The sequence below is a fragment of the Streptomyces sp. NPDC055506 genome (assembly GCF_053643595.1).
On record NZ_JBSHKH010000077.1, the window covers coordinates 17,659 to 38,322 of the forward strand.

Annotated in this window: 20 protein-coding genes; 13 read left to right on the forward strand and 7 right to left on the reverse strand. The window is 73.2% G+C overall.

Going from position 1 to position 20,664, the window contains the following annotated elements:
- Positions 1-2: 2 nt before the first annotated feature.
- The 4 genes from ACWIF2_RS26060 (at position 3) to ACWIF2_RS26075 (ending at position 4,192) form a co-directional block, all read left to right on the forward strand.
- Complete coding sequence (locus ACWIF2_RS26060) at positions 3-1,346, forward strand: helix-turn-helix domain-containing protein (protein ID WP_454363107.1); 1,344 nt, start codon at positions 3-5, stop codon at positions 1,344-1,346.
- A 96-nt stretch (positions 1,347-1,442) separates the two neighbouring features.
- Entirely contained in the window at positions 1,443-2,450 is a 1,008-nt protein-coding gene (locus tag ACWIF2_RS26065) for a permease (protein WP_454363108.1), read from the forward strand.
- Positions 2,447-3,193 carry a TIGR03943 family putative permease subunit gene (locus ACWIF2_RS26070; RefSeq protein ID WP_454363130.1) on the forward strand — a complete coding sequence of 249 codons (747 nt, stop codon included), beginning with the start codon at positions 2,447-2,449 and terminating at the stop codon, positions 3,191-3,193. Before ACWIF2_RS26065 ends, ACWIF2_RS26070 begins: the two co-directional genes overlap by 4 nt.
- A 228-nt stretch (positions 3,194-3,421) precedes the next feature.
- On the forward strand, positions 3,422-4,192 hold the full coding sequence (locus tag ACWIF2_RS26075) for a GAF and ANTAR domain-containing protein (protein WP_454363110.1): 771 nt from the start codon (positions 3,422-3,424) through the stop codon (positions 4,190-4,192).
- An 18-nt stretch (positions 4,193-4,210) separates the two neighbouring features.
- On the opposite strand, the gene ACWIF2_RS26080 is transcribed toward ACWIF2_RS26075, so the two are convergent.
- Positions 4,211-4,999 (reverse strand): hypothetical protein, encoded by a 789-nt coding sequence (locus ACWIF2_RS26080; protein WP_454363112.1) that lies wholly within the window; start codon positions 4,997-4,999, stop codon positions 4,211-4,213.
- Between the two features lie 750 nt (positions 5,000-5,749).
- Here ACWIF2_RS26080 and thrS point away from each other — a divergent pair.
- Positions 5,750-6,997 (forward strand): threonine--tRNA ligase, encoded by a 1,248-nt coding sequence (gene thrS / locus ACWIF2_RS26085; RefSeq protein WP_454363114.1) that lies wholly within the window; start codon positions 5,750-5,752, stop codon positions 6,995-6,997.
- Positions 6,998-7,004: 7 nt separating this feature from the next.
- Here the strand turns inward: thrS and ACWIF2_RS26090 are convergent, their stop codons facing one another.
- Positions 7,005-7,562 carry a pyridoxamine 5'-phosphate oxidase family protein gene (locus ACWIF2_RS26090; RefSeq protein ID WP_454363115.1) on the reverse strand — a complete coding sequence of 186 codons (558 nt, stop codon included), beginning with the start codon at positions 7,560-7,562 and terminating at the stop codon, positions 7,005-7,007.
- A 138-nt stretch (positions 7,563-7,700) separates the two neighbouring features.
- Here ACWIF2_RS26090 and ACWIF2_RS26095 point away from each other — a divergent pair, with 138 nt between their 5' ends.
- Both ACWIF2_RS26095 and ACWIF2_RS26100 read left to right on the forward strand, forming a co-directional pair.
- Positions 7,701-8,657 carry a nucleoside hydrolase gene (locus ACWIF2_RS26095; protein WP_382491864.1) on the forward strand — a complete coding sequence of 319 codons (957 nt, stop codon included), beginning with the start codon at positions 7,701-7,703 and terminating at the stop codon, positions 8,655-8,657.
- A 93-nt stretch (positions 8,658-8,750) separates the two neighbouring features.
- Positions 8,751-9,248 (forward strand): DUF2975 domain-containing protein, encoded by a 498-nt coding sequence (locus ACWIF2_RS26100; RefSeq protein ID WP_454363117.1) that lies wholly within the window; start codon positions 8,751-8,753, stop codon positions 9,246-9,248.
- A 111-nt stretch (positions 9,249-9,359) separates the two neighbouring features.
- On the opposite strand, the gene ACWIF2_RS26105 is transcribed toward ACWIF2_RS26100, so the two are convergent.
- Positions 9,360-10,316 carry an LAETG motif-containing sortase-dependent surface protein gene (locus ACWIF2_RS26105; RefSeq protein WP_454363118.1) on the reverse strand — a complete coding sequence of 319 codons (957 nt, stop codon included), beginning with the start codon at positions 10,314-10,316 and terminating at the stop codon, positions 9,360-9,362.
- A 285-nt stretch (positions 10,317-10,601) separates the two neighbouring features.
- Between ACWIF2_RS26105 and ACWIF2_RS26110 the strand changes: the two genes are divergently transcribed.
- Together ACWIF2_RS26110 and ACWIF2_RS26115 are read left to right on the forward strand one after the other, a co-directional pair.
- Positions 10,602-12,284 carry a glycoside hydrolase family 13 protein gene (locus tag ACWIF2_RS26110; protein WP_454363119.1) on the forward strand — a complete coding sequence of 561 codons (1,683 nt, stop codon included), beginning with the start codon at positions 10,602-10,604 and terminating at the stop codon, positions 12,282-12,284.
- 382 nt (positions 12,285-12,666) lie between these two features.
- A complete protein-coding gene (locus ACWIF2_RS26115; RefSeq protein WP_454363120.1) occupies positions 12,667-13,179 on the forward strand; it encodes a carboxypeptidase regulatory-like domain-containing protein in 513 nt (170 codons plus the stop codon).
- Here ACWIF2_RS26115 and ACWIF2_RS26120 read toward each other — a convergent pair.
- Together ACWIF2_RS26120 and ACWIF2_RS26125 are read right to left on the reverse strand one after the other, a co-directional pair.
- On the reverse strand, positions 13,173-13,661 hold the full coding sequence (locus ACWIF2_RS26120; protein WP_454363121.1) for a hypothetical protein: 489 nt from the start codon (positions 13,659-13,661) through the stop codon (positions 13,173-13,175). The two genes, ACWIF2_RS26115 and ACWIF2_RS26120, sit on opposite strands and share 7 nt — an antisense overlap.
- 6 nt (positions 13,662-13,667) lie before the next feature.
- The gene (locus ACWIF2_RS26125; RefSeq protein ID WP_454363122.1) at positions 13,668-14,042 is read right to left on the reverse strand and encodes a DUF6479 family protein; all 375 of its coding nucleotides are present in this window, start codon (positions 14,040-14,042) and stop codon (positions 13,668-13,670) included.
- Between the two features lie 127 nt (positions 14,043-14,169).
- Here ACWIF2_RS26125 and ACWIF2_RS26130 point away from each other — a divergent pair, with 127 nt between their 5' ends.
- Both ACWIF2_RS26130 and ACWIF2_RS26135 read left to right on the forward strand, forming a co-directional pair.
- Complete coding sequence (locus ACWIF2_RS26130; protein WP_454363123.1) at positions 14,170-15,027, forward strand: hypothetical protein; 858 nt, start codon at positions 14,170-14,172, stop codon at positions 15,025-15,027.
- Positions 15,028-15,175: 148 nt separating this feature from the next.
- A complete protein-coding gene (locus tag ACWIF2_RS26135; protein ID WP_454363124.1) occupies positions 15,176-15,589 on the forward strand; it encodes a DUF5994 family protein in 414 nt (137 codons plus the stop codon).
- A gap of 16 nt (positions 15,590-15,605) precedes the next feature.
- Here the strand turns inward: ACWIF2_RS26135 and ACWIF2_RS26140 are convergent, their stop codons facing one another.
- Positions 15,606-15,968 (reverse strand): DUF1304 domain-containing protein, encoded by a 363-nt coding sequence (locus tag ACWIF2_RS26140; RefSeq protein WP_454363125.1) that lies wholly within the window; start codon positions 15,966-15,968, stop codon positions 15,606-15,608.
- A gap of 201 nt (positions 15,969-16,169) precedes the next feature.
- Complete coding sequence (locus tag ACWIF2_RS26145; protein WP_454363126.1) at positions 16,170-16,745, reverse strand: TetR/AcrR family transcriptional regulator; 576 nt, start codon at positions 16,743-16,745, stop codon at positions 16,170-16,172.
- 74 nt (positions 16,746-16,819) lie between these two features.
- Here ACWIF2_RS26145 and ACWIF2_RS26150 point away from each other — a divergent pair, with 74 nt between their 5' ends.
- Complete coding sequence (locus tag ACWIF2_RS26150; protein WP_454363127.1) at positions 16,820-18,625, forward strand: ABC transporter ATP-binding protein; 1,806 nt, start codon at positions 16,820-16,822, stop codon at positions 18,623-18,625.
- Between the two features lie 108 nt (positions 18,626-18,733).
- A complete protein-coding gene (locus ACWIF2_RS26155) occupies positions 18,734-20,620 on the forward strand; it encodes a glycine-rich protein (protein WP_454363128.1) in 1,887 nt (628 codons plus the stop codon).
- The last annotated feature ends 44 nt before the right edge of the window (positions 20,621-20,664 follow it).

The following is a 20,664-nucleotide window of genomic DNA, read 5'->3' on the forward strand; positions in this document are numbered from 1 at the left end:
GCGTGGGGGAGCGTGACGATCCGGGGACGATCGGGCGCCGGGTGCAGCGGTTGCGTGTGGAACGGGGACTGACGCAGCGGCAATTGGCGGAACCCGTGTACACACCGGCCTATGTCTCCACCCTGGAGTCGGGCCGGGTGCGGCCCTCCGACGAGGCTCTGCGGCATCTCGCCGAGCGGCTCGGGGTCGCCTTCGACGAGCTGGCCACCGGGCGTTCGGCGCGGCTCGTGACCGAGCTGCGGCTGCGGCTGACCGAGGCCCAGCGCACCTTCGCCGTAGGTGAGGCCGAGCCGGCGGCGGAGCAGTACGCCGAGCTGCTCGTCGAGGCCGAGACGCAGGGGCTGGCCGCGGAACAGGCCGCCGCGCTGCTGGGTCTCGGGGAGTGCGCCCTGGAGACCGGCGAGCTGGTGGCGGGCCGGCAGTACTTCGAGCGGGCCGAGGCCTGTCTGGCCGGGGCACCGCTGCCCGCCCGGGTCCCGGCCCTGCGCGGCCGGGCCGTGGCGCACTACCTCGCCGGGGAGCTGCGGTACGCCGTCTATCTGCTGGAGTCCGCCCTCGATGAACTGAACCGGGGCGGACTGCACGACCCGGACGCCCTGCTGCTGCTCTACGCCAGCGTCATCGGGCCGTATATGGACATGGGTGCGCACGCGCGAGCGGCTCAGGCCGCCGAATTCGCGCTCGCACTCGCCCCGCAGTGCGGCGATCCGGCCCTGGTCGCCCGGATGCACCGGTCCGTCGCCCGCACCCTGGTAGCCGAGGGCCGCCTCGCCGAGGCCGACGCCTCGCTGGCCAAGGCCGCCGAGCTGTACCGGGGCCTGCAGATCCGCACCGAACTCGCCAACTGCCACTGGATGCGCGGCTATGTGTACGCCCAGGACGGGCAACTCGAGCGGGCGGAAGCGGAGTTGAGGGAGGCCCTCGGCATGCTGACGGCCAAGCGCGCCGCACTCTACAGCAGCCAGGTCGCCGTCGAACTGGCCGATGTGCTCCATCGGCGCGGCGAGTCCGACGAGGCCGCCGCCCTGCTGCACGGGGTGCTCGACGACCTCTCCTCCGAGCGCGGCGCCGTCCACTCCGCCGCCGCGCACCGGCTGCTCGGCATCATCGCCGAGGACGCCCGCCGGACCGAGGTCGCCGAGGAGCACTACGTCCGCGCCCTGAGCCTGCTGGAGCGGGCGGGCGCGGCCGGCGACCTGGCCGACCTGTGCCGGCTCCTGGGCGATCTGCTCCGGCGGACGGGCCGGGTGGAGGCGGCCCTGGACGCGTACCGGACGGGCCTCGGACACCGTACGGCCCCCGGCACGACGACCCTCGGGCCGCCTCCCGCCCAGCCTCCGTTGTGAGCAGCTCCCCACACAGGCTCCTCTGTGGGGAAACAGGGGCTCCGCACAGTCGTGCGGGTTAGCCTCCCTCCCGGGATGTGAACGACGGGCGGGCGCGTGGAGAACCAACGGACGGTGGGCGACGGCATACGGCTGGGCCTGCGCGCCCTCGTGTACACCGGCCTCGGCGGCGCCGCGCTGATCGCCATAGTGACGGTGGGGTCGGTGCTCGGGCCCCTGCTCGCGCTCGATCTCTACACCCCGCCGGTCGCGGCCTGGTGGACGGTGTTCACCGCGATCGCCGTTCAGGGCATGCCCTTCCTGCTGCTCGGCACGGTCGTGTCGGCGGCGATCGGCGCGTTCGTACCCGAGCGGGTCTTCACCCGGCTCCTGCCCCGCCGTACGGCGCTCGCCGTGCCGGTCGCGGGCGCGGCGGGGGTCGTGCTGCCCGGCTGCGAGTGCGCGTCCGTGCCGGTGGCGAGCAGCCTGATGCGGCGGGGTGTGGTCCCGGCTGCTGCCCTCGCGTTCCTGTTGTCGGCGCCCGCGATCAATCCCGTCGTGCTCGTGGCGACTTCGATCGCCTTCCCCGGGCAGCCGGAGATGGTCCTCGGCCGGCTGGTCGCCTCGCTGGCCACGGCCGTGGTGATGGGCTGGCTGTGGGCGCGGTTCGGGCGGGACGAGTGGCTGCGGCCGCCGAAGCGGGGTGGGGGTCCCGCGCCCGGTGGCGGGGCGCGTGCCTTCGTCGCCGGGCTGCAGCACGACTTCCTGCACGCCGGCGGCTTCCTGGTGCTCGGGGCGGCGGCCGCGGCGACCTTCGACATCGTCGTGCCGAGGTCGCTGCTGGAGGTGTTCACGGGGTCTGCCTGGCTGTCGGTGCTGCTGCTCGCCGTACTCGCGGTCGTGCTGTGCGTGTGCAGTGAGGCCGACGCGTTCGTGGCGGCGTCGCTGAGCGGCTTCTCGCCCACCGCGCGGCTGGCGTTCATGGTCGTCGGGCCGATGGTGGACCTGAAGCTGATCGCCCTCCAGACGGGCACTTTCGGCCGGGCCTTCGCGCTGCGGTTCTCGTCCGCGACCTGGCTGGTGGCCGTGGCCAGCAGCGTCCTGGTGGGGTGGTGGCTGCTGTGAGGCGCTACGGACCGGCCGTCCTGCTCGCCCTCGTCGGCGCGGCGATCCTGCGGGTGTCCCTCTTCAGCGAGCTGTACCTGCGGTACGTCCAGGCGGGGTTGCGGCCGTACCTGGTGGCGTCGGGGGTGGGGCTGGTGCTGCTGGGTGCGGTGGTGGGGGTGGCGGTGCGGACCTCGGGGGAGCATGACGAGGAGCTGCCCGGGGATCATGGTGGGCACGAGGAGCACGACGGGCACACCCACGGCCCCGCCGGCCCCCGCGTCGCCTGGCTCCTCGCTCTCCCCGCCCTGGCCCTGCTGTTGTTCCCGCCGCCCGCCCTCGGCTCCTACAGCGCGGAGCGCGAGGCGGCGCAGCGGGCGGCCCAGGGCGTCGGCGGCTTCCCCGCGCTGCCCTCCGGGAACCCCCTCGACCTGACCCTCGGAGAGTTCGGCTCCCGGGCGGTCTACGACAGCAGTCGCTCGCTGAAAGGCCGTACGCTCCGGCTCACCGGCTTCGTCACCCGCGACGACGACGGCACCTGGTACGTCACCCGGCTCCTCGTCTCCTGCTGCGCCGCCGACGCCACGACCGGCAAGGCCGAGGTGCGCGGCGCCGACGCCCCGCCCGTCGACACCTGGGTCACGGTCACCGGCACCTGGCACCCCAGGGGCGAACTGGGCACGGACTCCGCCTGGCCTCCGGTCCTCGACGTCACCTCCGTACGGCGGGTGCCGCAGCCGGACAACCCGTACGAGAAGCGCTGAGCGGGAGTTTCACCCCATCTGTGCCGGGTAGTCGGGGCACGATTCCGGGAGGTCCGGGAGGTCTCCTGAGCGCGCGGGTGCCAGGCCGACGGGGCGTGTGGTGCCGGCCTGCCCGCCAGGCGCGTGGCGTGCACGGCCGACCCCCTCACCGGCCTGCTCGAACAGCCCTGGCAGCCGTGAAGCCCTCCCTGATGTGCGCCGGGCTGATCGAAGGAGGAGGCGGTTGACGTGCGGTCCAGGGACGACCCCGGCGGTGATCCCGGCTCTCGCCGCACCGGCGGTGACCTGGACCCGGACGGGATCCGGGCCGCCGATGTGATCGCCCGGGGCGTGCGGGGCGCCGAGCCCGGTGAGGTGCCGGGGCGCCTGTGCGAGGTCGCGGTGGAGCTGCTGCCGGTGGTCGGCGCGAGCGTGTCGCTGCGCAGCGACGGCATGCCCGTCCAGCTCAGCGCCAGCAACGCGCGCGCCGCGCATCTGGCCGAGCTCCAGGCGACGCTGGGCGACGGCCCCTGCCAGAGCGCTGTGGAGACCGGCGCGCCCGTGTTCGCCTGCGACCTGGCGGCGGGCCGCGACGCCGGACGCTGGCCGGTCTTCGCCCAGGAGGCGACGGCGGCCGGGGTGCGCGCGGTGTACGCGGTGCCGCTGGGCAGCGACGCGGTGTACGTGGGCACCCTCGACCTGTACCGCGACAGCCCGGGCGGGCTCACCGCCCGCCAGCTGCACGTGGCCCGGCTCGTGGCCGGTGTCATGACGGTGGCGCTGACGGCCCTGGCGCGCGGGGACGAGCCCGAGGCGCGAGACGGGGAGGCCTGGCTGAGCGGGCTGGCCGCGGACCACGACGAGGTCTACCAGGCCGTCGGCATGATCATGGCGCAGCTCGGCGTAGGCGCGGACGACGCGCTCGCGCGGTTGCGGGCGGACGCCTTCGCGCGCGGGCGCACGGCCCTCGAGGTGGCACGCGACGTGCTCGCCCACCGGACGCGTTTCGAACGGGACTGACAGGACCGGGGGGAGCGGTCAGATCTGCGCCCGGCCCTGCTTCCTGAGATCGGTCAGCCGCTGCACACCGAGCTGCACGGTCTGCTGCGTGACCTCCGCGTGCACCTCGTCCAGGCCGGCGTTGGTGACGGTGATGGCCTCCTCGCCGACGCGCGCGGCGGCGAGATCCATGGTGAGGTACGTCAGCTCCCCCTCCTCCGTCTCGCCGGCCAGCGTCACCCGCAGGGCCTGGCGGGCGTCCCCCACCGGAGGCAGCGGCATCTTGCTGACCTCGACGGTCTGTACACCGCCGCGCGTGGTCGCGGCCGCGAACTGGCCGCACAGGCGCGGCAGCGACTTCATCCAGGTGAGGGCGCGGTCGACGTCCGCCGGGCGGTGGGCGGCGACCTGGTAGCGCAACTGGGCGTCGGTGTCGGCGTCGTCGAGCGCGGACACCGCGTGCGGGCCCTTCGGGGTGCCGAAGAGGTCCTCTGCGTAGAGGGCGTCGAGCAGCCGCTGGCAGTCGCGTTTCTCCGTGGTCGCCTTGAGCAGCCCGTCCCGCCAGGTCCTGGCACCCCGGGTCGGCCCCCACGGCTCGCCCAGATCGGCCTCGGTGATCAGCGCGGCCTGGACCAGGGCATCGGTGAGCGAGGCCCCCGAGCCGGCGGGCTGCTCGCCGGCGGGCGAGACGGCCGTGGCGGGGGCGGAGGCCGAGAACCACCGGGGCCGCGGTTCGTTCTCGATGGAACAGGCGGCCGTGGTCAGCAGTCCGGTGACGGACAGCGCGGAGGCGAGGAGGACACGGGCGGTGGCCGGAGGGTGCGTCATCGGGGGTGCCTCCTGCGCGGGGCTCATGTGGAGGCGCCTTCTGGCGGGCGGTCTCTCCGGGATCGGGTCTGTGCTCATACGGCACCACCGCGACGGGCGGCACACCAGTGCGACGGGCTGTTCGGGTGAGGACGGGCGGTGCGGGGCGGTGCGGTGCGGGCAAGGGGCGGTGCGGGGCGGTGCGGGCACGGGGCGGTGCGGGGCGGTGCGGGCACGGAGGCGGTGCGGGGCGGTGCGGGCGCGAAGCGGGCGCGAGGCGGTGGGGGGCGGTGCGGGCACGGAGGCGGTGCGCGGCGGTACGGGCACGGAGGCGGTGCGCGGCGGTACGGGCACGGGGGCCGGGCAGGGCGCCGAGGGGTGCCGGGGCGGAATCTCCGTCGTGCCCCGGGGCGGAATCTCCGTCGTGCCCCGGGGCGGAACCTCCGTCGTGCCGGGGCGGGCCCTCCGTCGTGCCCCGGGGCGGAATCTCCGACGTGCCCGGGCAGAACCTCCGTCGTACTGGGGCGGACCCCCCGTCGCGCCGGCGTGGAAATCCGTCGCCCGGACGCCGAGGCCCTGTTACCGTCACGCCCATGCAGCGCGCCCAGCCGTTCCCGTCTCTCACGACGACGCCGGAGAGTGTCCCGGCGCGCTGACAGCTGACCCAGATGTCCGAAGCCCCGGGGCGAGTCCCCCGGGGCTTCGTCGCGCGGTGCTCGCCTCGGATTTTGAGGATCCCGAAGATCCCGAAGACCCCGAGGGAGACCCACCGTGCACGACCACCGCCGGCTCGGCCGCGAACTGAACCTCTTCGACACCGACCCGCTGATGGGCGCCGGGCTGCCGTACTGGCTGCCCGACGGGGCGATCGTGCGGCACGCCCTGGAGGAGTACATCCGTGAGGCGGAAGGACGGGCCGGCTACCGGCACGTGTACTCGCCCGCCCTGGGCAAACGCGAGTTGTACGAGATCTCCGGCCACTGGGACCACTACGGCGACGACATGTTCCCGCCGATGGACCTGGGCGCGGAACAGGTCCTGCTGCGTCCCAGCCTCTGCCCCCACCACGCCCTCATCTACCGCTCCCGCTCCCACAGTTACCGTGAACTACCGCTGCGCATGGCCGAGTTGGGCGGCATGTACCGCTCGGAGCTGTCCGGCGTCCTCGGCGGGCTGACCCGGGTGCGGGCCATCACCCTCAACGACGCGCACATCTTCTGCACCCTGGAGCAGGCCGTCGAGGAGGCGCGGGCCGCGCTGGAGCTGATCGGCCGCGCCTACGAGGATCTGGGCATCCGCGCCTCCCGCCACCGTCTCTCGCTGCCCGGCGAGGGCGGCAAGTACGTGGCCGACCCGGAGCTGTGGCGGCGGGCCACCGCCCTGCTCCGGGAGGTCCTGGACGGCTCCGGCATCTCTTACGAGGCCGCCGAGGGCGAGGCGGCGTTCTACGGCCCCAAGATCGACGTACAGATCACCGACCCGGCCGGCCGCGAGACCACCCTGTCCACCGTCCAGATCGACTTCCACCAGCCCGAACGCTTCGACCTGCACTACATCGGCGCCGACGGGGCCAAGCACCGACCGGTCATGGTGCACCGCAGCATCATCGGCAGCGTGGAACGCGCGGTGGCGCACCTCCTGGAGACCCACGGGGGCGCGTTCCCGGCGTGGCTGGCGCCGGTGCAGCTGGTCGTCCTGCCGATCGCGGAGGAGCAGGCGGACGCCGCCCACGCCCTTGCCCGCCGCGCCCGCGAACTCGGGCTGCGCGCCGAGGTGGCGGGCCCGGAGCAGGGCACCCTCGGCGCCCGCGTCCGGGCGGCCCGGCTGGTCCCGTACCAGGCGGTGATCGGACAGCGGGAGGCCGCGGCGGACCTCGTGGCCCCGCGCCTGCGGGACGGCCACCGGCCCCCCGCCCTCCCCGCCGCCGAACTGCTGCGGCGGATCAACGACCGGGTGGCGTCCCGGGGCACCGGCCTGTGGGACGAGTCGGATGAGTCGGATGAGCCGGACGAGTCGTAGGGCGGGCTCAGAACGACCAACGCGTATGGGAGTAGACGCCGTCGTCCCGCCCGAAGCCGTACGCCGTGTCCGGGGCGACCGCGTACACGATGTCGTCGCCCTTGCGGAACGCGTCGCCGATGCCGTGGAAGGTGCCCTCGGGGGAGGTGATGTGCGGCCCGTACTGCTCCTCGTACGCCGCGATCACCTCCTCGAGCAGCGCCGGGTCGGTGACCGGCCGCGCCCTGCCCTCGACCACCAGGTCGAAGCCCTCGGTGAGGGAGTTCGCCCCGGTGGTCAGAGCGCAGTGCGCGTCATGGGCGAGGTTCTTCGCCTTCTGCTCCTGCCGGCCGGTGGAGAAGTACAGCACCCCGTCGTGCCAGGCGGCGATGACGGGCGTGACGTGCAGCCTGCCGTCGGGCCGGACCGTGGACACCCAGAAGATCTCGGCGGCCCCCAGCCGCCGCTGCGCCTCGTCCCACTCGGTGGCGGTGATGCCCGAGGCACCCGGGCGGGGGTTGAGCGCGGAGCTGTAGCGGGGGTCGAGCTCGGTGGTGGGCTGCTGCGCGGGACCTGGTGCCGGCATGGCGTCTCTCCTGTCGTACTCCTGGTGGTCTCCCTACGTCCTTCCCGTGTGCGCCCCGGCGTCGGTTCGACCGTTCGAGGGGCGCGTAGGGTCGCTCGTACGGAGCCCAGCCCGGGACCAGTGGAAGGAGCCCTCGCCGTGACGGACGGTCAGCCCATCCCGGTGATCATCGACTGCGACACCGGCGTCGACGACGCCCTAGCCCTGCTGTTCGCCGTACGGCACCCGGCGCTCGACGTGCGCGCGATCACCTGCGTGGCCGGGAACACGGATGTGGACGGGGTGGTCCGCAACACGCTGACCGTGCTGGAGGTGGCCGGTGCCGGGGACATCCCCGTGGCCCGGGGCGCCGAGCGGCCGCTGATCGAGCCCGTGCGGACGGCTCGGCATGTGCACGGGCAGGACGGCATGGGGGATCTGGGGCTGCCCGCGCCGACCCGGGTGCCGGTCGACGTGGACGCGGTGACGCTGCTGCGCCGCGAGATCCTCGCCTCGCCGAGGCCGGTCACGCTCATCCCCACCGCGCCCCTGACGAACATCGCGCTGCTGCTGCGGACGCACCCCGAGGTGACCCGCAACATCGAGCGGATCGTGTTCATGGGCGGCGCGGTGGCGACCGGGAACGCCACGCCGGTCGCGGAGTTCAACGTGTGGCACGACCCGGAGGCCGCCGCGGTCCTGCTCACCGCGGGGGTGCCGATCACGATGTACGGCCTGGACGTGTTCAAGCGGGTCCTGGTGCCCGCCGGGGAGGTGCAGCGGCTGCGCACCAGCGCGGAACCGAGCCTGCGGCTGGCGGGTGAGTTGCTCGCCCACCGCGACCCGGCCACCTCTGGTGACCCCACTCCCATGGGCGGCCTCGGCGACGCGGGCGCGGTCTGCGCGGTGGTCGACCCGAAGGGCATCACCACCGAGGCCCTGCCGGTCGAGGTCGTCCTCGCCCCCGGCCCCTCCCGCGGCCAGACGATCGTGGACCGCCGTCCGCGCCCCGGTGAGTCCGAGATTCACGAGGGCGTGCGCGAACAGCCCCTGGTGGACGTGGCGTTGGACGTGGACGTGGAGCGGTACGTCAACCTGTACCTGGAGACGCTGTAGCGCGGAAGCGGTCCCAGGGGTCGCACAGGGGGTTGCACGGGGGGTGCGCGGAGATCGATTGACTTTCGATCGATACCGATCGAGAATCGATAAATGAATGGCTTCCTCATCGTCGCGCTCCGGGCCGGTATCGCCTTCGCCGTCCTGGTCGGGCTCTTCGGGCAGTTCGTGGTCATACCCACGACGGCGGCCGACGAGGTCGACCGTTTCCCGCCCTACGCCCCCTTCGCCACGCCCTATTCGGCCGTGGCGATCGTGGGGGTCGTCTGTGTGCAGGTCGCGCTCGTCGCCGTGTGGATGCTGCTCACGATGGTGCAGCGGGACGCGATCTTCACGCAGCGGGCTTTCCGGTGGGTCGACGTCATCATCGGCGCCTCGGTCGTGGCGACCGTCCTGGCCCTCGGGGCCGCCGGGCATCTGGCCGTCGCCGAGATCCCCTCTCCCGACGACGGCATGGACGTCGAAAGCGCCCTGGCCGCCGCGACGGCGGGAGTCGTGGTGGGGGCGGCGTTCGCGATGCTGATGGTCGTCATGCGGAGTTTGCTGCGCAAGGCGACCACGCTGCAGAGCGAGATGGCAGAGGTCGTCTGACGACGGCGAACCCCGCCCTGCCGCAGGCTTGGAGGGGTGACGGCAGGGCGGGGAGTGGGGGCCTGGCTCAGGTGCGGGAGCCCTGGCTCAGGCGTTCGGCGGCCGTCCGGGTCAGGCGCCGGTGGCGTTGCGCTTGGCTGTGCGGCGGCGGGTGACGATCATCATGGCCGCGCCGCCCGCCAGCAGGGCCGCCGCGCCGAAGGCGATCGGGCCGGTGCTGCTGTTCGCGCCGGTCTCGGCGAGGTCGCCGCCGCCGCCGTTCGGCTTGGGGGCGGTGGGCGTCGACTCGGAGGCGGACGGGGTGGGCGTGTCCGTGTCGGAGGACGGCGGGGTCGAGGGCTCCGCGGGCTCGGACGGGGAGGCCGGCGGCGTCGACTGCTCGGCCGGCGGCTTCGGCGGCTCCGAGGGGTCGGCGGGCGGGCTGGACGGGGGCTGGGTCTCCGCCGGCGGGGGCGTCTTCGTGCAGTCCTCCGTGCCGCCGTTCCAGGCCGCGATCAGCTTGTCCTTGATGACCGGGCGGTCCGGGCCCTTGGGCAGCTCGCCGTGCTCGAAGCCGTCCTTCGCGTCGAGCTCGCCGTCGAACTTCACCGCGCCCCGGTAGAGGTCGATCTGCCCGAAGCAGCCCTTGTCCGGGATGGCGATGTCGAGCGACTCGGTGGCGCCCGGCTTGACCGTCACCGTGTCGAAGTCGACGAACACCTGCTCGCCCGAGGTGCCGAAGGTCGCGCCGTGGGTGAGGTAGGAGGCGAGGGAGGCCGTGCAGGTCGCCGCGTCACCGGCGGTGCGGACCTCGATGTGGACCTTGCCGTCCTCGGTCGGCTTCAGGTTCTGGTCGTCGACCTTCACCGAGTCGTGGAAGTTCGTGCCGTCGAGCGAGAACTGGCAGCGGTCGGTGCCGGTCTCGGTCCCCGCGCCCGTCCCGGGCTTGTAGCTGCCGCCGGACGACCAGCCGTCGCCGCCGGGCGTACCGTGCGCGAACGCGGTGGTGGCGGAGGCGGCGCAGAGGGCGAGGGCCGCGGCGCCGGTCCCCAGCAGGCGTCGCGCGATGACACGTCTCGCTATGGACATGCGATCCCATTTCTTGGCGTATGCCGGAACCCGGGTGACGGCAGCAGGGCAGCACGCGGCGGCCGGCCGTACCGGGGTGAGTGGTCTGAGAAACACTGGGCTCATTGGTCACATGCGCCACAGTGCGACCTCATCGTCGCGGCGCCGCCGCACGCTGTCAACCTGCGGGTATGCAAAGGGAGTTACTCCCCCATCACACTTTCATCACAGCGGGAATGGATCACTCCGACCAACCCGATGTTTCCTTTTTCCGGCATTCTGGACAGATTCAATGCTGTCGCCCGTATGCCCTGCGAAGGAGACCGCGTGACCGATCGCTCCACTCTCGACCTGTCGTCCCGGGATCCCGACTGGTGGCGGCAGGCCGTCGTCTACCAGGTCTACCCCCGCAGCTTCGCCGACGCCGACGGCGACGGACTCGGAGACCTGCGCGGCATCACCCGCCGCCTCACCCATCTCGCCGCCCTGGGCGTGGACGCCCTGTGGCTGAGCCCCTTCTACCCCTCCGAGCTCGCCGACGGCGGCTACGACGTCGCCGACCCCCGGGGCGTCGATCCGCGCCTGGGCACCCTCGACGACTTCGACGCCCTGGTCGCCGAGGCGCACCGCCTCGGTCTGAAGGTCATCGTCGACATCGTGCCCAACCACTCCTCGCACCGGCACGTCTGGTTCCAGGAGGCCCTCGCCGCCGGGCCCGGCTCGGCGGCCCGCGACCGCTACGTCTTCCGCGACGGCCGCGGTGAGCACGGCGAACTCCCGCCCACCGACTGGCAGTCCGTCTTCGGCGGCAGCGCCTGGAAGCGCGTTCCCGACGGGCAGTGGTACCTGCACCTGTTCGCCCCCGAGCAGCCCGACCTCAACTGGGAGAACCAGGAGGTACGCGCCGACTACCGCACCACCCTGCGCTTCTGGTCCGACCGCGGGGTCGACGGCTTCCGCATCGACGTCGCCCACGCCCTGGTCAAGGACCTGAGCGAACCCCTGCGCGACCTCGGCGCGCACGCGGCGGGCGGCGAGGAGGCGCTCGCCGGACTGCCGCCCGGCACGCATCCCCTCTACGACCGTGACGACGTGCACGAGATCTACCGTGACTGGCGCAAGATCCTCGACGCCTACCGCCCGCCGCGCATGGCCGTCGCCGAGGCCTGGGTGCCGGGTGCCCGGCGGGCGCTCTACGCTCGTCCGGACGAGCTGGGCCAGGCCTTCAACTTCGAGTATCTGGAGGCCGGCTGGGACGCCGGTGAGCTGCGGCAGGTCATCACCGACTCGCTCGCCACCGCCCGGGCGGCCGGGGCCTCGGCCACCTGGGTGCTCTCCAACCACGACGTCGTACGCCACGCCTCCCGGCTGATGCTGCCGCCCGGCACCGACCTCAACGCCTGGCTCCTGTCCGGCGGTCGCGCCCCGGCCGTCGACGAGGCGGCCGGACTGCGCCGGGCCCGTGCGGCCACCCTGCTGATGCTGGCGCTGCCCGGCTCGGCGTACGTCTACCAGGGGGAGGAACTCGGCCTGCCCGAGGTCGCCGACCTGCCCACCGAGGTGCTCCAGGACCCGATCTGGGAGCAGACGGGGCATGTCCGCAAGGGCCGTGACGGCTGCCGGGTGCCGCTGCCGTGGACGACGGCCGGACCGTCGTACGGCTTCGGGCCGGGCGGCGCCTGGCTGCCGCAGCCGGGCCGCTTCGCCGCGTATGCCGTCTCGGCCCAGGACGGGGTGGAGGGTTCCACCCTGGAGCTGTACCGCACGGCCCTCAGGCTCCGCCGCAAGCTGCTCGCCGGAGAGGAGCTGACCTGGGCGGCGGACGCCCCGGACGGGGTGCTCGGGTTCGACCGCAGTGAGGGCTGGCGGTGTGTGACGAACCTGTCCGGAACGGCGGTGCCGCTGCCGGCCGGTGAGGTGCTGTTGAGCAGCGCGCCGCTGGAGGACGGACGGGTCGGGCCGGACACGACGGTGTGGCTCAGCCGCTGAGCGCTCCGCTGGGTGGGGCGGGGTGGGTCGTTGTTCGGGTGCGGCTGTGTTCGTGGCTGGTCGCGCAGTTCCCCGCGCCCCTTTGGGGGGCGGGCCCGCCGGTGTTTGTCTGCGGCGGTGTGGTGGCTGGTCGCGCAGTTCCCCGCGCCCCTATGGGGCGTGGGGCCACCCGCGTGGGCGAGCAGTGGGTGCCACCCGTGGGCGTGCCCGCGAGGATCGCTGGCAGAGTGCCGTCTCCGTCCGCTCAGGGAGTCCCGCCCGCGATGAACAGGTACAGCAGGACAGCAGCCGTGGTGGGGGGGCGGGCTGTGGGGTGTGGCGGTGATCGCGCCCGGGCGGGAGGGCATCGTCGAGGTCGTGGGGCACCCGGCGGTGGGCCCGGGTGACGGGCGCGCCGCTCGACGCGTCCGGCTACCGCGGCTCGGTCGCCGCCGACGGCCGCAGCGGGGCGTACACCGTCACCCGCGAGGCGGCCGGCCGTACGTTCCCCTTCGTGCCGGCGGTGCCCGCGGGCGCCGTGCCCGGTACGTGGCTGCGGGGGTGTGAACTGCGGATCACCGACGAGCGGGGTGTGCGGCGGGCGTCCGGCCGGTGTGGAGTCACCGTGGGCCTGGCCGGGCCGACACTGACCCGTCCGGTGTCCGGCGTGCCGCTGCACGCCCGGCCGGAGATCTCCGGCAAGGCGCATCCGGGCGCCCGGGTCACCGTCCGTGACAAGGACGACCGCGAGGCCTGCGCGACCATCGCGGCCCGCGACGGCACCTGGGCGTGCACCCCGGCCCCGGCTCTTCCGGCGGGCGCCAACCGTCTCCAGGCGGGCGCCACCCTGAACGGGGTGAGCGCGATGAGCGAGCAGATCGACATCGCGGTGACGGAGTCCGGCGCGGGTCAGTAGCGCACGGCGCGGGCGATCTCGGTCCGGACCGTGCCGGAGAGGTCGTGTGTGCTGCGGGCGGTGGCCGTGGCGGTGTGGTTCGGCTGTACCTGGTTCACCGTGACGATGACCGTGTCGATCAGCTGGTTCCCCGAGTCGGTGAAGTTCACCTGGACGGCGAAGGACCGGGGCGCGTCGTCGGTGTTGCGGACGGTGACCTCGGTCCGGGCCCGGCCGTCGGAGCCGACGGTGGTCGGACCGGCCTTCACATCACCCTTGACGTCGACGCCGTCCTGGATGTCGTCCAGCCGGCGCTGGGCCTCCGCCGTGGCCGACTCGACGGCCTCGGAGGCCTCCGAGGCGATCGATCCGACCGCCGACTCCGCCTTGCTCGCGGTGTCCGAGGGGCTGTCGTAGCCGTTGCAGCCGGTGAGCACGGCGGCCAGGGCGAGCGTCAGCGCCGCTCCGACCGTCGTACCGCGTGTCCGGTGGCGGGAAGCCATACGGCGTCACGTGCGTCCGAGGCCGCCGCCGCCGAAGGACCCGCTGGATCCGGGCGACCAGCGGCGCGGTTTCTGGTCCTTGCCCGTCCTGGTGCTCGAGTGGTGGAGCTCATGGGGCAGGAGCCGCTTGCCGTCGGGCGTCATGATCGGCACGTCGTCGGGCTCCCGCCGCTCACGCAGCTCGTGGACCGGCCCGCCGTCCGGGACGTGAGGCTGTTCCTCCGGACCGGGGTGGTGGGTGTCCTTGTCCATGACCCGCATCCCGACCCGGACGCCCCAGATCAGCGCGCAGGCCACGATCAGCCCGCAGACGAAGGCGATGCCCACGGCGATCGCGTGATCCGACGACGCCGCCAGCAGTTCATACGTGGCCGTTTTCATACTCCGAGTATCGCCGACGGATTGCCATAAAGCGCCCGGAATGTCCGTCGGTAAAGACTGGGCAACCTCTGCCGCTCCGGCGACGACCTGACGGTGATACCCCGTCCCCCACACGAGGGAGATCACCATGCGCAGACATCTCGCGCGACTGATCACCGTCTTCGCCGTGTTAGCGGCGGTCTTCGCGACGCCCGGCATGGCGAACGGCAAGGCGCAGGCCGCCGACGAGTGGAACCCGCCCGCGAATCTCGTCCAGCCCCTGAACGAGGTCTGGCGGCACGTCGAGACGACCTACCCGAACCTGTACGGCTTCCGCAATTACGGCTGGGACCAGGTCATGGCCAACCGGGGAAGCGTCAACTACTGCGTCCGCTGGGAGTCCGACGCCCCGGTCAGCGCCGCCCTGCGCGACCGGATCCACGCGGCGCTGAAGAAGCAGTTCGGCAAGTGGATGACGGCCATGACCGAGAACGGCAAGGGGCACAACGCCTGGCCGTACACCGACGTCCCGGTCAACATCGTCGGCTGGGCCGTGAAGAACCGCTCCACCCTCCAATGGACCGACAACTCCGTCGACATCTACGCCGGCGATCTCGACGGCGGCGGCGCCCCGCAGTGCTCCCCGGACTGCGGCCGCTTCTTCCACCAGGACGGCAACTACTCGAAGTGTCCCGGCGGCGCCGCCCGCCACTACGACCAGTCGCTGTGGCTGACGAAGGGCTTCGGCGGCGGCGCGGGCGGCGACTGGGGCCAGCGCATGGGCCAGGAGTACTTCACCGGCGCCCTGAACCAGGAGAACATCCACATCTACCTGCACGAGGTCGGCCACACCTTCGGCCTCGACGACTTCTACGACTGGTCGCCGACCGGCCAGTGCTGCTTCCTGATGAAGGCGGGCAGCGCCACGCAGATCACCGAGTTCGACAAGTGGATGGCGCGTGACTTCTGGCGCCATCTGAAGAACCGCTACGGGGACCGGTTCTGACCGGATCCCGGCGGGCGGTGCGGACGGCCCCGGCCCCCGCACCGTCCTGCGGCGTACGGTGGAGAGACCGGGGGTATGCCGCAACCGGTGGCTGAACGGTCTCCTGGCCCCGATACCGCCGTTCCCCCCGTTCGCAGCAGGAGCCCCGATGACCTCCGCCTCCTCGTCCCCGCCGCCGCTCCCCGCACCCCGGGACGTCCGGCTGCGGCTCGCCGAGCCCACGCGCTTCGGCCGTACGGCACGCCGGATCGACGGGGCGTGGTGGCCCCGCTCGGACGACCTCGCGCAGGAGCTGACCGGGTTGCTGGGCGTGCTGCCGCGCGCCTGGGGGCGCATCAGCAGCGTCCTGGTCCACGGGGACACCTGGCAGGACTGCCCGGAGCGGCTGGTCGTCGCCGGGCAGTCGGTGCACGTGGGCCGCACCGACTCGCCCACCGCCCCGCACACCGTCTGTCTGCTCGCGCTCGGCCGGGGCCGCTACGACCTGCTGGTGGTGCCGCCCGCGACGGCCCGGGCGGAGGCGGACCTGCTCATGGAGCGGGCCGTCGCACAGGACGCGTGACGTCCGGCCCCGTGGCTCAGCGCGCGAGCAGCACCAGAGCGAGGGCGACCAGCGCCGGGACGGTCTGCACGAAGAGGATCTTCCGGCTGGCGGTGGCCGCGCCGTAGACGCCCGCGACCGCCACGCACACCAGGAAGAACACCGAGACCTGGAAGCCCACCGGGTCGGACGCCACCGCGCCCCACAGCAGGCCCGCCGCGAGGAAGCCGTTGTACAGGCCCTGGTTGGCGGCGAGGGCCTTTGTCTCCGCCGCGAACTCGGCGGTGGTGCCGAAGGCGGCACGGGCCCGTGGAGTGGTCCACAGGAACATCTCCAGCACCAGGATGTAGGCGTGGAGGGCGGCGAGAGCCAGCACCGCGAGGGTGGCGAGGGTCGACATGCACGCATCATCCCAGGCGCGCTGCGGAGTCCTCGCCCCGCCGTCCTTCGCTGCCGCCGTCCCCGTTCGGGCCTTCCCGGGAGGCGGCGGGCGGTGCCGGGTGGCAGATTGCGGGCAGTGGAAGGCCGGTCCGGGCCGACGCGTCCCCGCGTGTGCCGCTCGGGAGCCCGGCCCGGCCTTCCCGCACCGCCGGGGCGGGGTCTACGGGGCGATGGCCTTGCGCAGGGTGTGCAGGCACAGCGTCATGGCGGAGTGCTTCGAGGCGCCGGCGGTGCGGGTGTGGGCCCAGGCCGAGTACAGCAGGGACCAGACCAGGTTGCGGACCCACTCCTCGTCCAGCTCGCGGTCGATGCTGCCGTCCGTGTGCCCGCGCCGGACCGTGTGCAGGAAGTGCCGGTCGGCGGCGGTCTCCTCGTCCCAGCCCGACCAGGTCGCAAGCTGCGGCGTCTCGAACATCAGCGTGAGGCCGTCGCCGAGCTCGAAGTACTCCTGGGCGAGCCGTTCCAGGGCCTTGGCGGCCGGGCCGTCGTCGAGCCGGGCGCGTTCGGTCGCCGCCGCGACCTTCTCCAGGATGTCCGCTCCGATGGCCGTGAGCAGGTCGGAGCGCTCGGGGAAGTAGCGGTGGACGGTCGTACGCCCCACACCCGCCGCCGCGGCGACGTCGCCGAGTGACGCGGTCGGGTCGCCGGCCAGCAGTCCGATCGCGGCGTCGATGATGGCGCGCCGCGTGCGTGCCCGGGTTCCGCTCTCGGGCGCCCCGCTCCGCTCCTCAACCATGCGCATACGGTAGCGCGTCTTCCATGATGAAAATCGCTTGACCGTTATGGAACATTGATGTTCCACTCGGCATCATGACTGTTCCGGAAGGTACGTCCCGCAAGGTGTCCGTCCCGCGGCTGCGGATCCTCTGGTCGTTCGCCCGGCCGCACCGGCGCTCCCTGGCCCTGGCCCTCGTCCTCGCCCTGGTGGGGTCCGGGATGGGACTGGCCACGCCGATGGTCACCAAGGGCGTGCTCGACGCGCTCGGCGGCTCGGACTCGCTGCGGGGGCCGCTGGTGGCGCTGCTGGTGCTGCTGGTGATCGGGAGTGCCGTCATGTACTGGCAGTGGACGCTGCTCGGCGCGCTGGGCGAGCGGGTGGTGCTCCGGGCCCGTGAGTCGATGGTGCGGCGTTTCCTGCGGGCCACCGTCCCCGCCGTCACCCGGCGCCCGCCCGGCGAACTCGTCACCCGCGTCACCTCCGACACGGTCCTGCTGCACCAAGCCGCCACCGGCGCCCCGGTCGGCCTGATCAACGCCGTGGTCATGCTCTTCGGGACCCTGGTCCTGATGGGCGTGCTCGACCTGGTGCTGCTGGGCACGGTCGCGGCGGCGGTGGCCGTGGTCGCCGTCCTGTTCGCCGTCCTCATGCCCGGGATCGCGACCGCGCAGCAGCGCGCCCAGGACCACCTCGGGCGGCTCGGCGGCAATCTGGAGGGCGCGCTGCGCGCGATCCGCACGGTGAAGGCCGGCCGGGCCGAGGACCGCACGGCCGAGCGCATCATGGCCGACGCCCGCGTCTCCGCCGAGCACGGCGTGCGCGCGAACCGCCGCGAGGCCCTGGCCTGGACGATCGCGCTGGCCGGCATCCAGCTGGCGATCATCCTGGTCCTGGGCGTGGGCGCCTGGCGGGTCGCCGAGGGGGAGCTGGAGGTCTCCAGCCTCATCGCCTTCCTGCTCTACGCGTTCGGGCTGATGGACCCGATCAGCGAACTCAGCCAGAACGTCACCGCGCTCCAGTCGGGGATCGCGGCGGCGGAGCGGATCCGGGAGACGGACGACCTGGAGTCGGAGGAGGGGGCGGTTCACGAGGACCCGGTTCGGAAGGCCGTCGCGAGGAGGAGGTCCGTACAGGACACCCCCGTACTGGAGTTGAGGGACGTCGCCGCGGCCTACGGCCCCGACGCGAAACCGGCGGTGCGCGGCGTCGACCTGGTCATCCCACGGCACGGGCACACCGCTATCGTCGGGCCCTCGGGCGCGGGCAAGACGACCCTGTTCTCCCTGGTGCTGCGTTTCCTGGAGCCGACCGGCGGCCAGCTGCTCCTGGACGGCCGCCCCTACCGCGACCACAGCCACGACGAGATCCGGTCGCGTCTCGCGTACGTCGAGCAGGACACCCCGGTCATACCCGGGACGATCCGCGACAACCTGCTGCTGGCCCGCCCCGACGCGACGGACGCGGAACTGCGGCAGGTCCTGCACGAGGTACGGCTGGCCGAGAAGGTCGACGCCCTGGACGACGGACTCGACACGCCCCTGTCCGGCGCGGCCGTCTCGGGCGGCGAGCGGCAGCGCATCGCCCTGGCCCGGGCGCTGTTGCGTACGCCGGACGTGCTGCTCCTGGACGAGGCGACGGCCCAGCTCGACGGGCTGACCGAGGCCGCCGTCCAGAGCTGCGTCCGCGCCCGCGCGGCCACGGGTGCCGTGGTCACGATCGCCCACCGGCTGTCGACCGTCATCGACGCGGACACCATCGTGGTGATGGAGGCGGGCCGGGTCCGCGCCCGGGGCGGACACGGGGAACTGCTCGCCACGGACACGCTGTACCGGGAGCTGGTGGAAGCCCTGCGTATCGCGGCCCCAGCGGACTGCCCGGAATCGCCCCTTCTCGGTTGACCAACAGCCCCAGGTTTGATCAGCTGTCTCACTGGTCTTGTTCGATTCTGATCGAGCATTTCATGGCTCCCAGGGGGGGAGCTTGTGACAAGTTGGGGAGTTTTCTTGATGTATCGCGATCCCGCGGCCCTGCGCCGCGCCGGATTCCGGCGCGGCGCGGCCGCGTTGACCCTGCTGGCGCTGACCGGCGGAACGGCTCTGACGGGGGTTTCGGCCGCTACGGCCGCCGGCAGCGCGGTGCTCGCCGGCACCTCGTGCACGCCGACGGAGGGGTTCTCCGGGTGCCGGCTGTTCGATCCGACCGGCGCCCGCGAGGAGTTCCAGGTCCCGGCCGGTGTCACGGCGCTGGACGTGCGGGCGTGGGGCCAGGGCGGCGAGGGCACACCCTTCGCCAACGGCGGCGCCGGCGGCTACACCGCGGGCACCCTCCGCGTCACGCCCGGAGAGCGGCTGTCACTCGCGGTCGGCGACCAGCGCTTCGGTGACTCGCTCGGCGGCGCGGGCGGCAAGGACTCCGCGGTCGGCGGCAACAGCAGCGGCGTCCGCACCGGCGACGGGAAGCCGCTGCTCATCGCGGCCGGTGGCGGCGGCGGTGGGTACGGCAGCATGGACGCCGGCCAGGGTGGCCCCGGCGGCGGTGAGCGTGGCCAGGACGACACCGAGTCGGAGCGCGGCGGCAAGGGCGCGGCCGGTGCCACGGGCGGCGCGGGCGGCGGCAACGGTTCCGCGGGCGCCGACGCGTCCGGGGGCGGCAAGGGTGGTGCGGGCGGCTCCGGTTCGAAAGGCGAGGGCGGTGGCGGCGGCGCCGGTTACGCGGGCGGCGGCGGTGGCGGCGGTACGGACGACGCCCAGGGCGTGATCGGCAGCGGCGCAGGCGGCAGCAGCTACGTCGACGCGAACCGCGTGACCGACGCCCGTCTGCTCAGCGGCACCCGCACGGTGGCGCCCGCGAAGAGCGACCCCTTCTGGCAGGCCTCCGACGAGCCGGTGCGCGGCGGCATCGCCGAGGGCGGCGTCAACACCGACCGCTCCGGCAACGGGCGGATCGTGTTCCAGTGGAGCACGTCGTCCGCGATCGCGGAACTGACCCAGGTCTCCGGAGCCGACCAGACCACCCAGCCGGGGGCCGGCGCCGACCCGGTGGCCGTGGTGGCCCGGGACAAGGCCGGCAAGCCGGTCGAGAACGCTTCCGTGACCTTCACGATCGAGGACCCGGACAAGCTGGGAGCCTTCTTCTACGTCAAGAACGGCCCCGACACCACGAAGTTGGCCGTGCCGACCGACGCACGGGGTCGCGCCGAGTCCGCGCTGCTCGAGGTGGGCAGCAAGGAGGGCCAGTTCACGGTCCGCGCGGCGGTCGACGGTGTTTCGACGGTCTTCACGGTGAAGGTGAAGAAGTCCGCCTACGTCGTCTCCGTCGCGGGCGGCGACGACCAGCAGGCCGAACAGGGCAAGGCTTTCGCGGAGGCCCTCCAGGCCCGCGTGGTCAAGTCGGGTGCCTCGGCACCGGCCGGTACGGAGGTGGTGTTCCGGGTCGAGGACGACAGCGAGGACGCGCCTCGCTTCGAGGACGGCGAGCAGGTCGTCCGGGTGAAGACCGACGCCCAGGGCAAGGCGACGGCCCCGGCCCTGACCGCGGGCGAGGGTACGGGCACGTACACCGTGGCCGCGTCTGTGGGTGACGCCATGGCCCAGTTCGCGCTCGAGGTCGTCGCCGGTGACGACGAGCCCGGCTCGCCCTCCCCGACCCCCACGACCGACCCCAGCCCCTCGGCCGACCCGAGCCCCTCGCCCAGCGCGAGCGAGTCCGGGACGACCGGCGGCAGCGGTACGACCACGGGCGGCGGCACCTCGACGAACCTCGACGGCGGGAGCCTCGCCTCGACCGGGGCGGGCGGCATCGGCCTCCTGCTCGCGGCGGCCGCGGCCCTGGCCACGGCCGGCTTCGCGGCGTTCCGCCTCGCCCCGCGGCTGAAGCTCCGCTCCCGCGACTGAGCCTGACCGTACGTCACTCCGACTGCCCGCACCCGATCACCGGG

Coding starts and splice junctions, on each gene's coding strand:
- ACWIF2_RS26080 (WP_454363112.1), bottom strand. CDS start 4,999: ATGACGCACCCTCCGGCCACCGCCCGTGTCCTCCTCGCCTCCGCGCTG.
- ACWIF2_RS26090 (WP_454363115.1), bottom strand. CDS start 7,562: ATGCCGGCACCAGGTCCCGCGCAGCAGCCCACCACCGAGCTCGACCCC.
- ACWIF2_RS26100 (WP_454363117.1), top strand. CDS start 8,751: ATGAATGGCTTCCTCATCGTCGCGCTCCGGGCCGGTATCGCCTTCGCC.
- ACWIF2_RS26105 (WP_454363118.1), bottom strand. CDS start 10,316: ATGTCCATAGCGAGACGTGTCATCGCGCGACGCCTGCTGGGGACCGGC.
- ACWIF2_RS26110 (WP_454363119.1), top strand. CDS start 10,602: ATGCCCTGCGAAGGAGACCGCGTGACCGATCGCTCCACTCTCGACCTG.
- ACWIF2_RS26120 (WP_454363121.1), bottom strand. CDS start 13,661: ATGGCTTCCCGCCACCGGACACGCGGTACGACGGTCGGAGCGGCGCTG.
- ACWIF2_RS26125 (WP_454363122.1), bottom strand. CDS start 14,042: ATGAAAACGGCCACGTATGAACTGCTGGCGGCGTCGTCGGATCACGCG.
- ACWIF2_RS26130 (WP_454363123.1), top strand. CDS start 14,170: ATGCGCAGACATCTCGCGCGACTGATCACCGTCTTCGCCGTGTTAGCG.
- ACWIF2_RS26135 (WP_454363124.1), top strand. CDS start 15,176: ATGACCTCCGCCTCCTCGTCCCCGCCGCCGCTCCCCGCACCCCGGGAC.
- ACWIF2_RS26140 (WP_454363125.1), bottom strand. CDS start 15,968: ATGTCGACCCTCGCCACCCTCGCGGTGCTGGCTCTCGCCGCCCTCCAC.
- ACWIF2_RS26145 (WP_454363126.1), bottom strand. CDS start 16,745: ATGGTTGAGGAGCGGAGCGGGGCGCCCGAGAGCGGAACCCGGGCACGC.
- ACWIF2_RS26150 (WP_454363127.1), top strand. CDS start 16,820: ATGACTGTTCCGGAAGGTACGTCCCGCAAGGTGTCCGTCCCGCGGCTG.
- ACWIF2_RS26155 (WP_454363128.1), top strand. CDS start 18,734: ATGTATCGCGATCCCGCGGCCCTGCGCCGCGCCGGATTCCGGCGCGGC.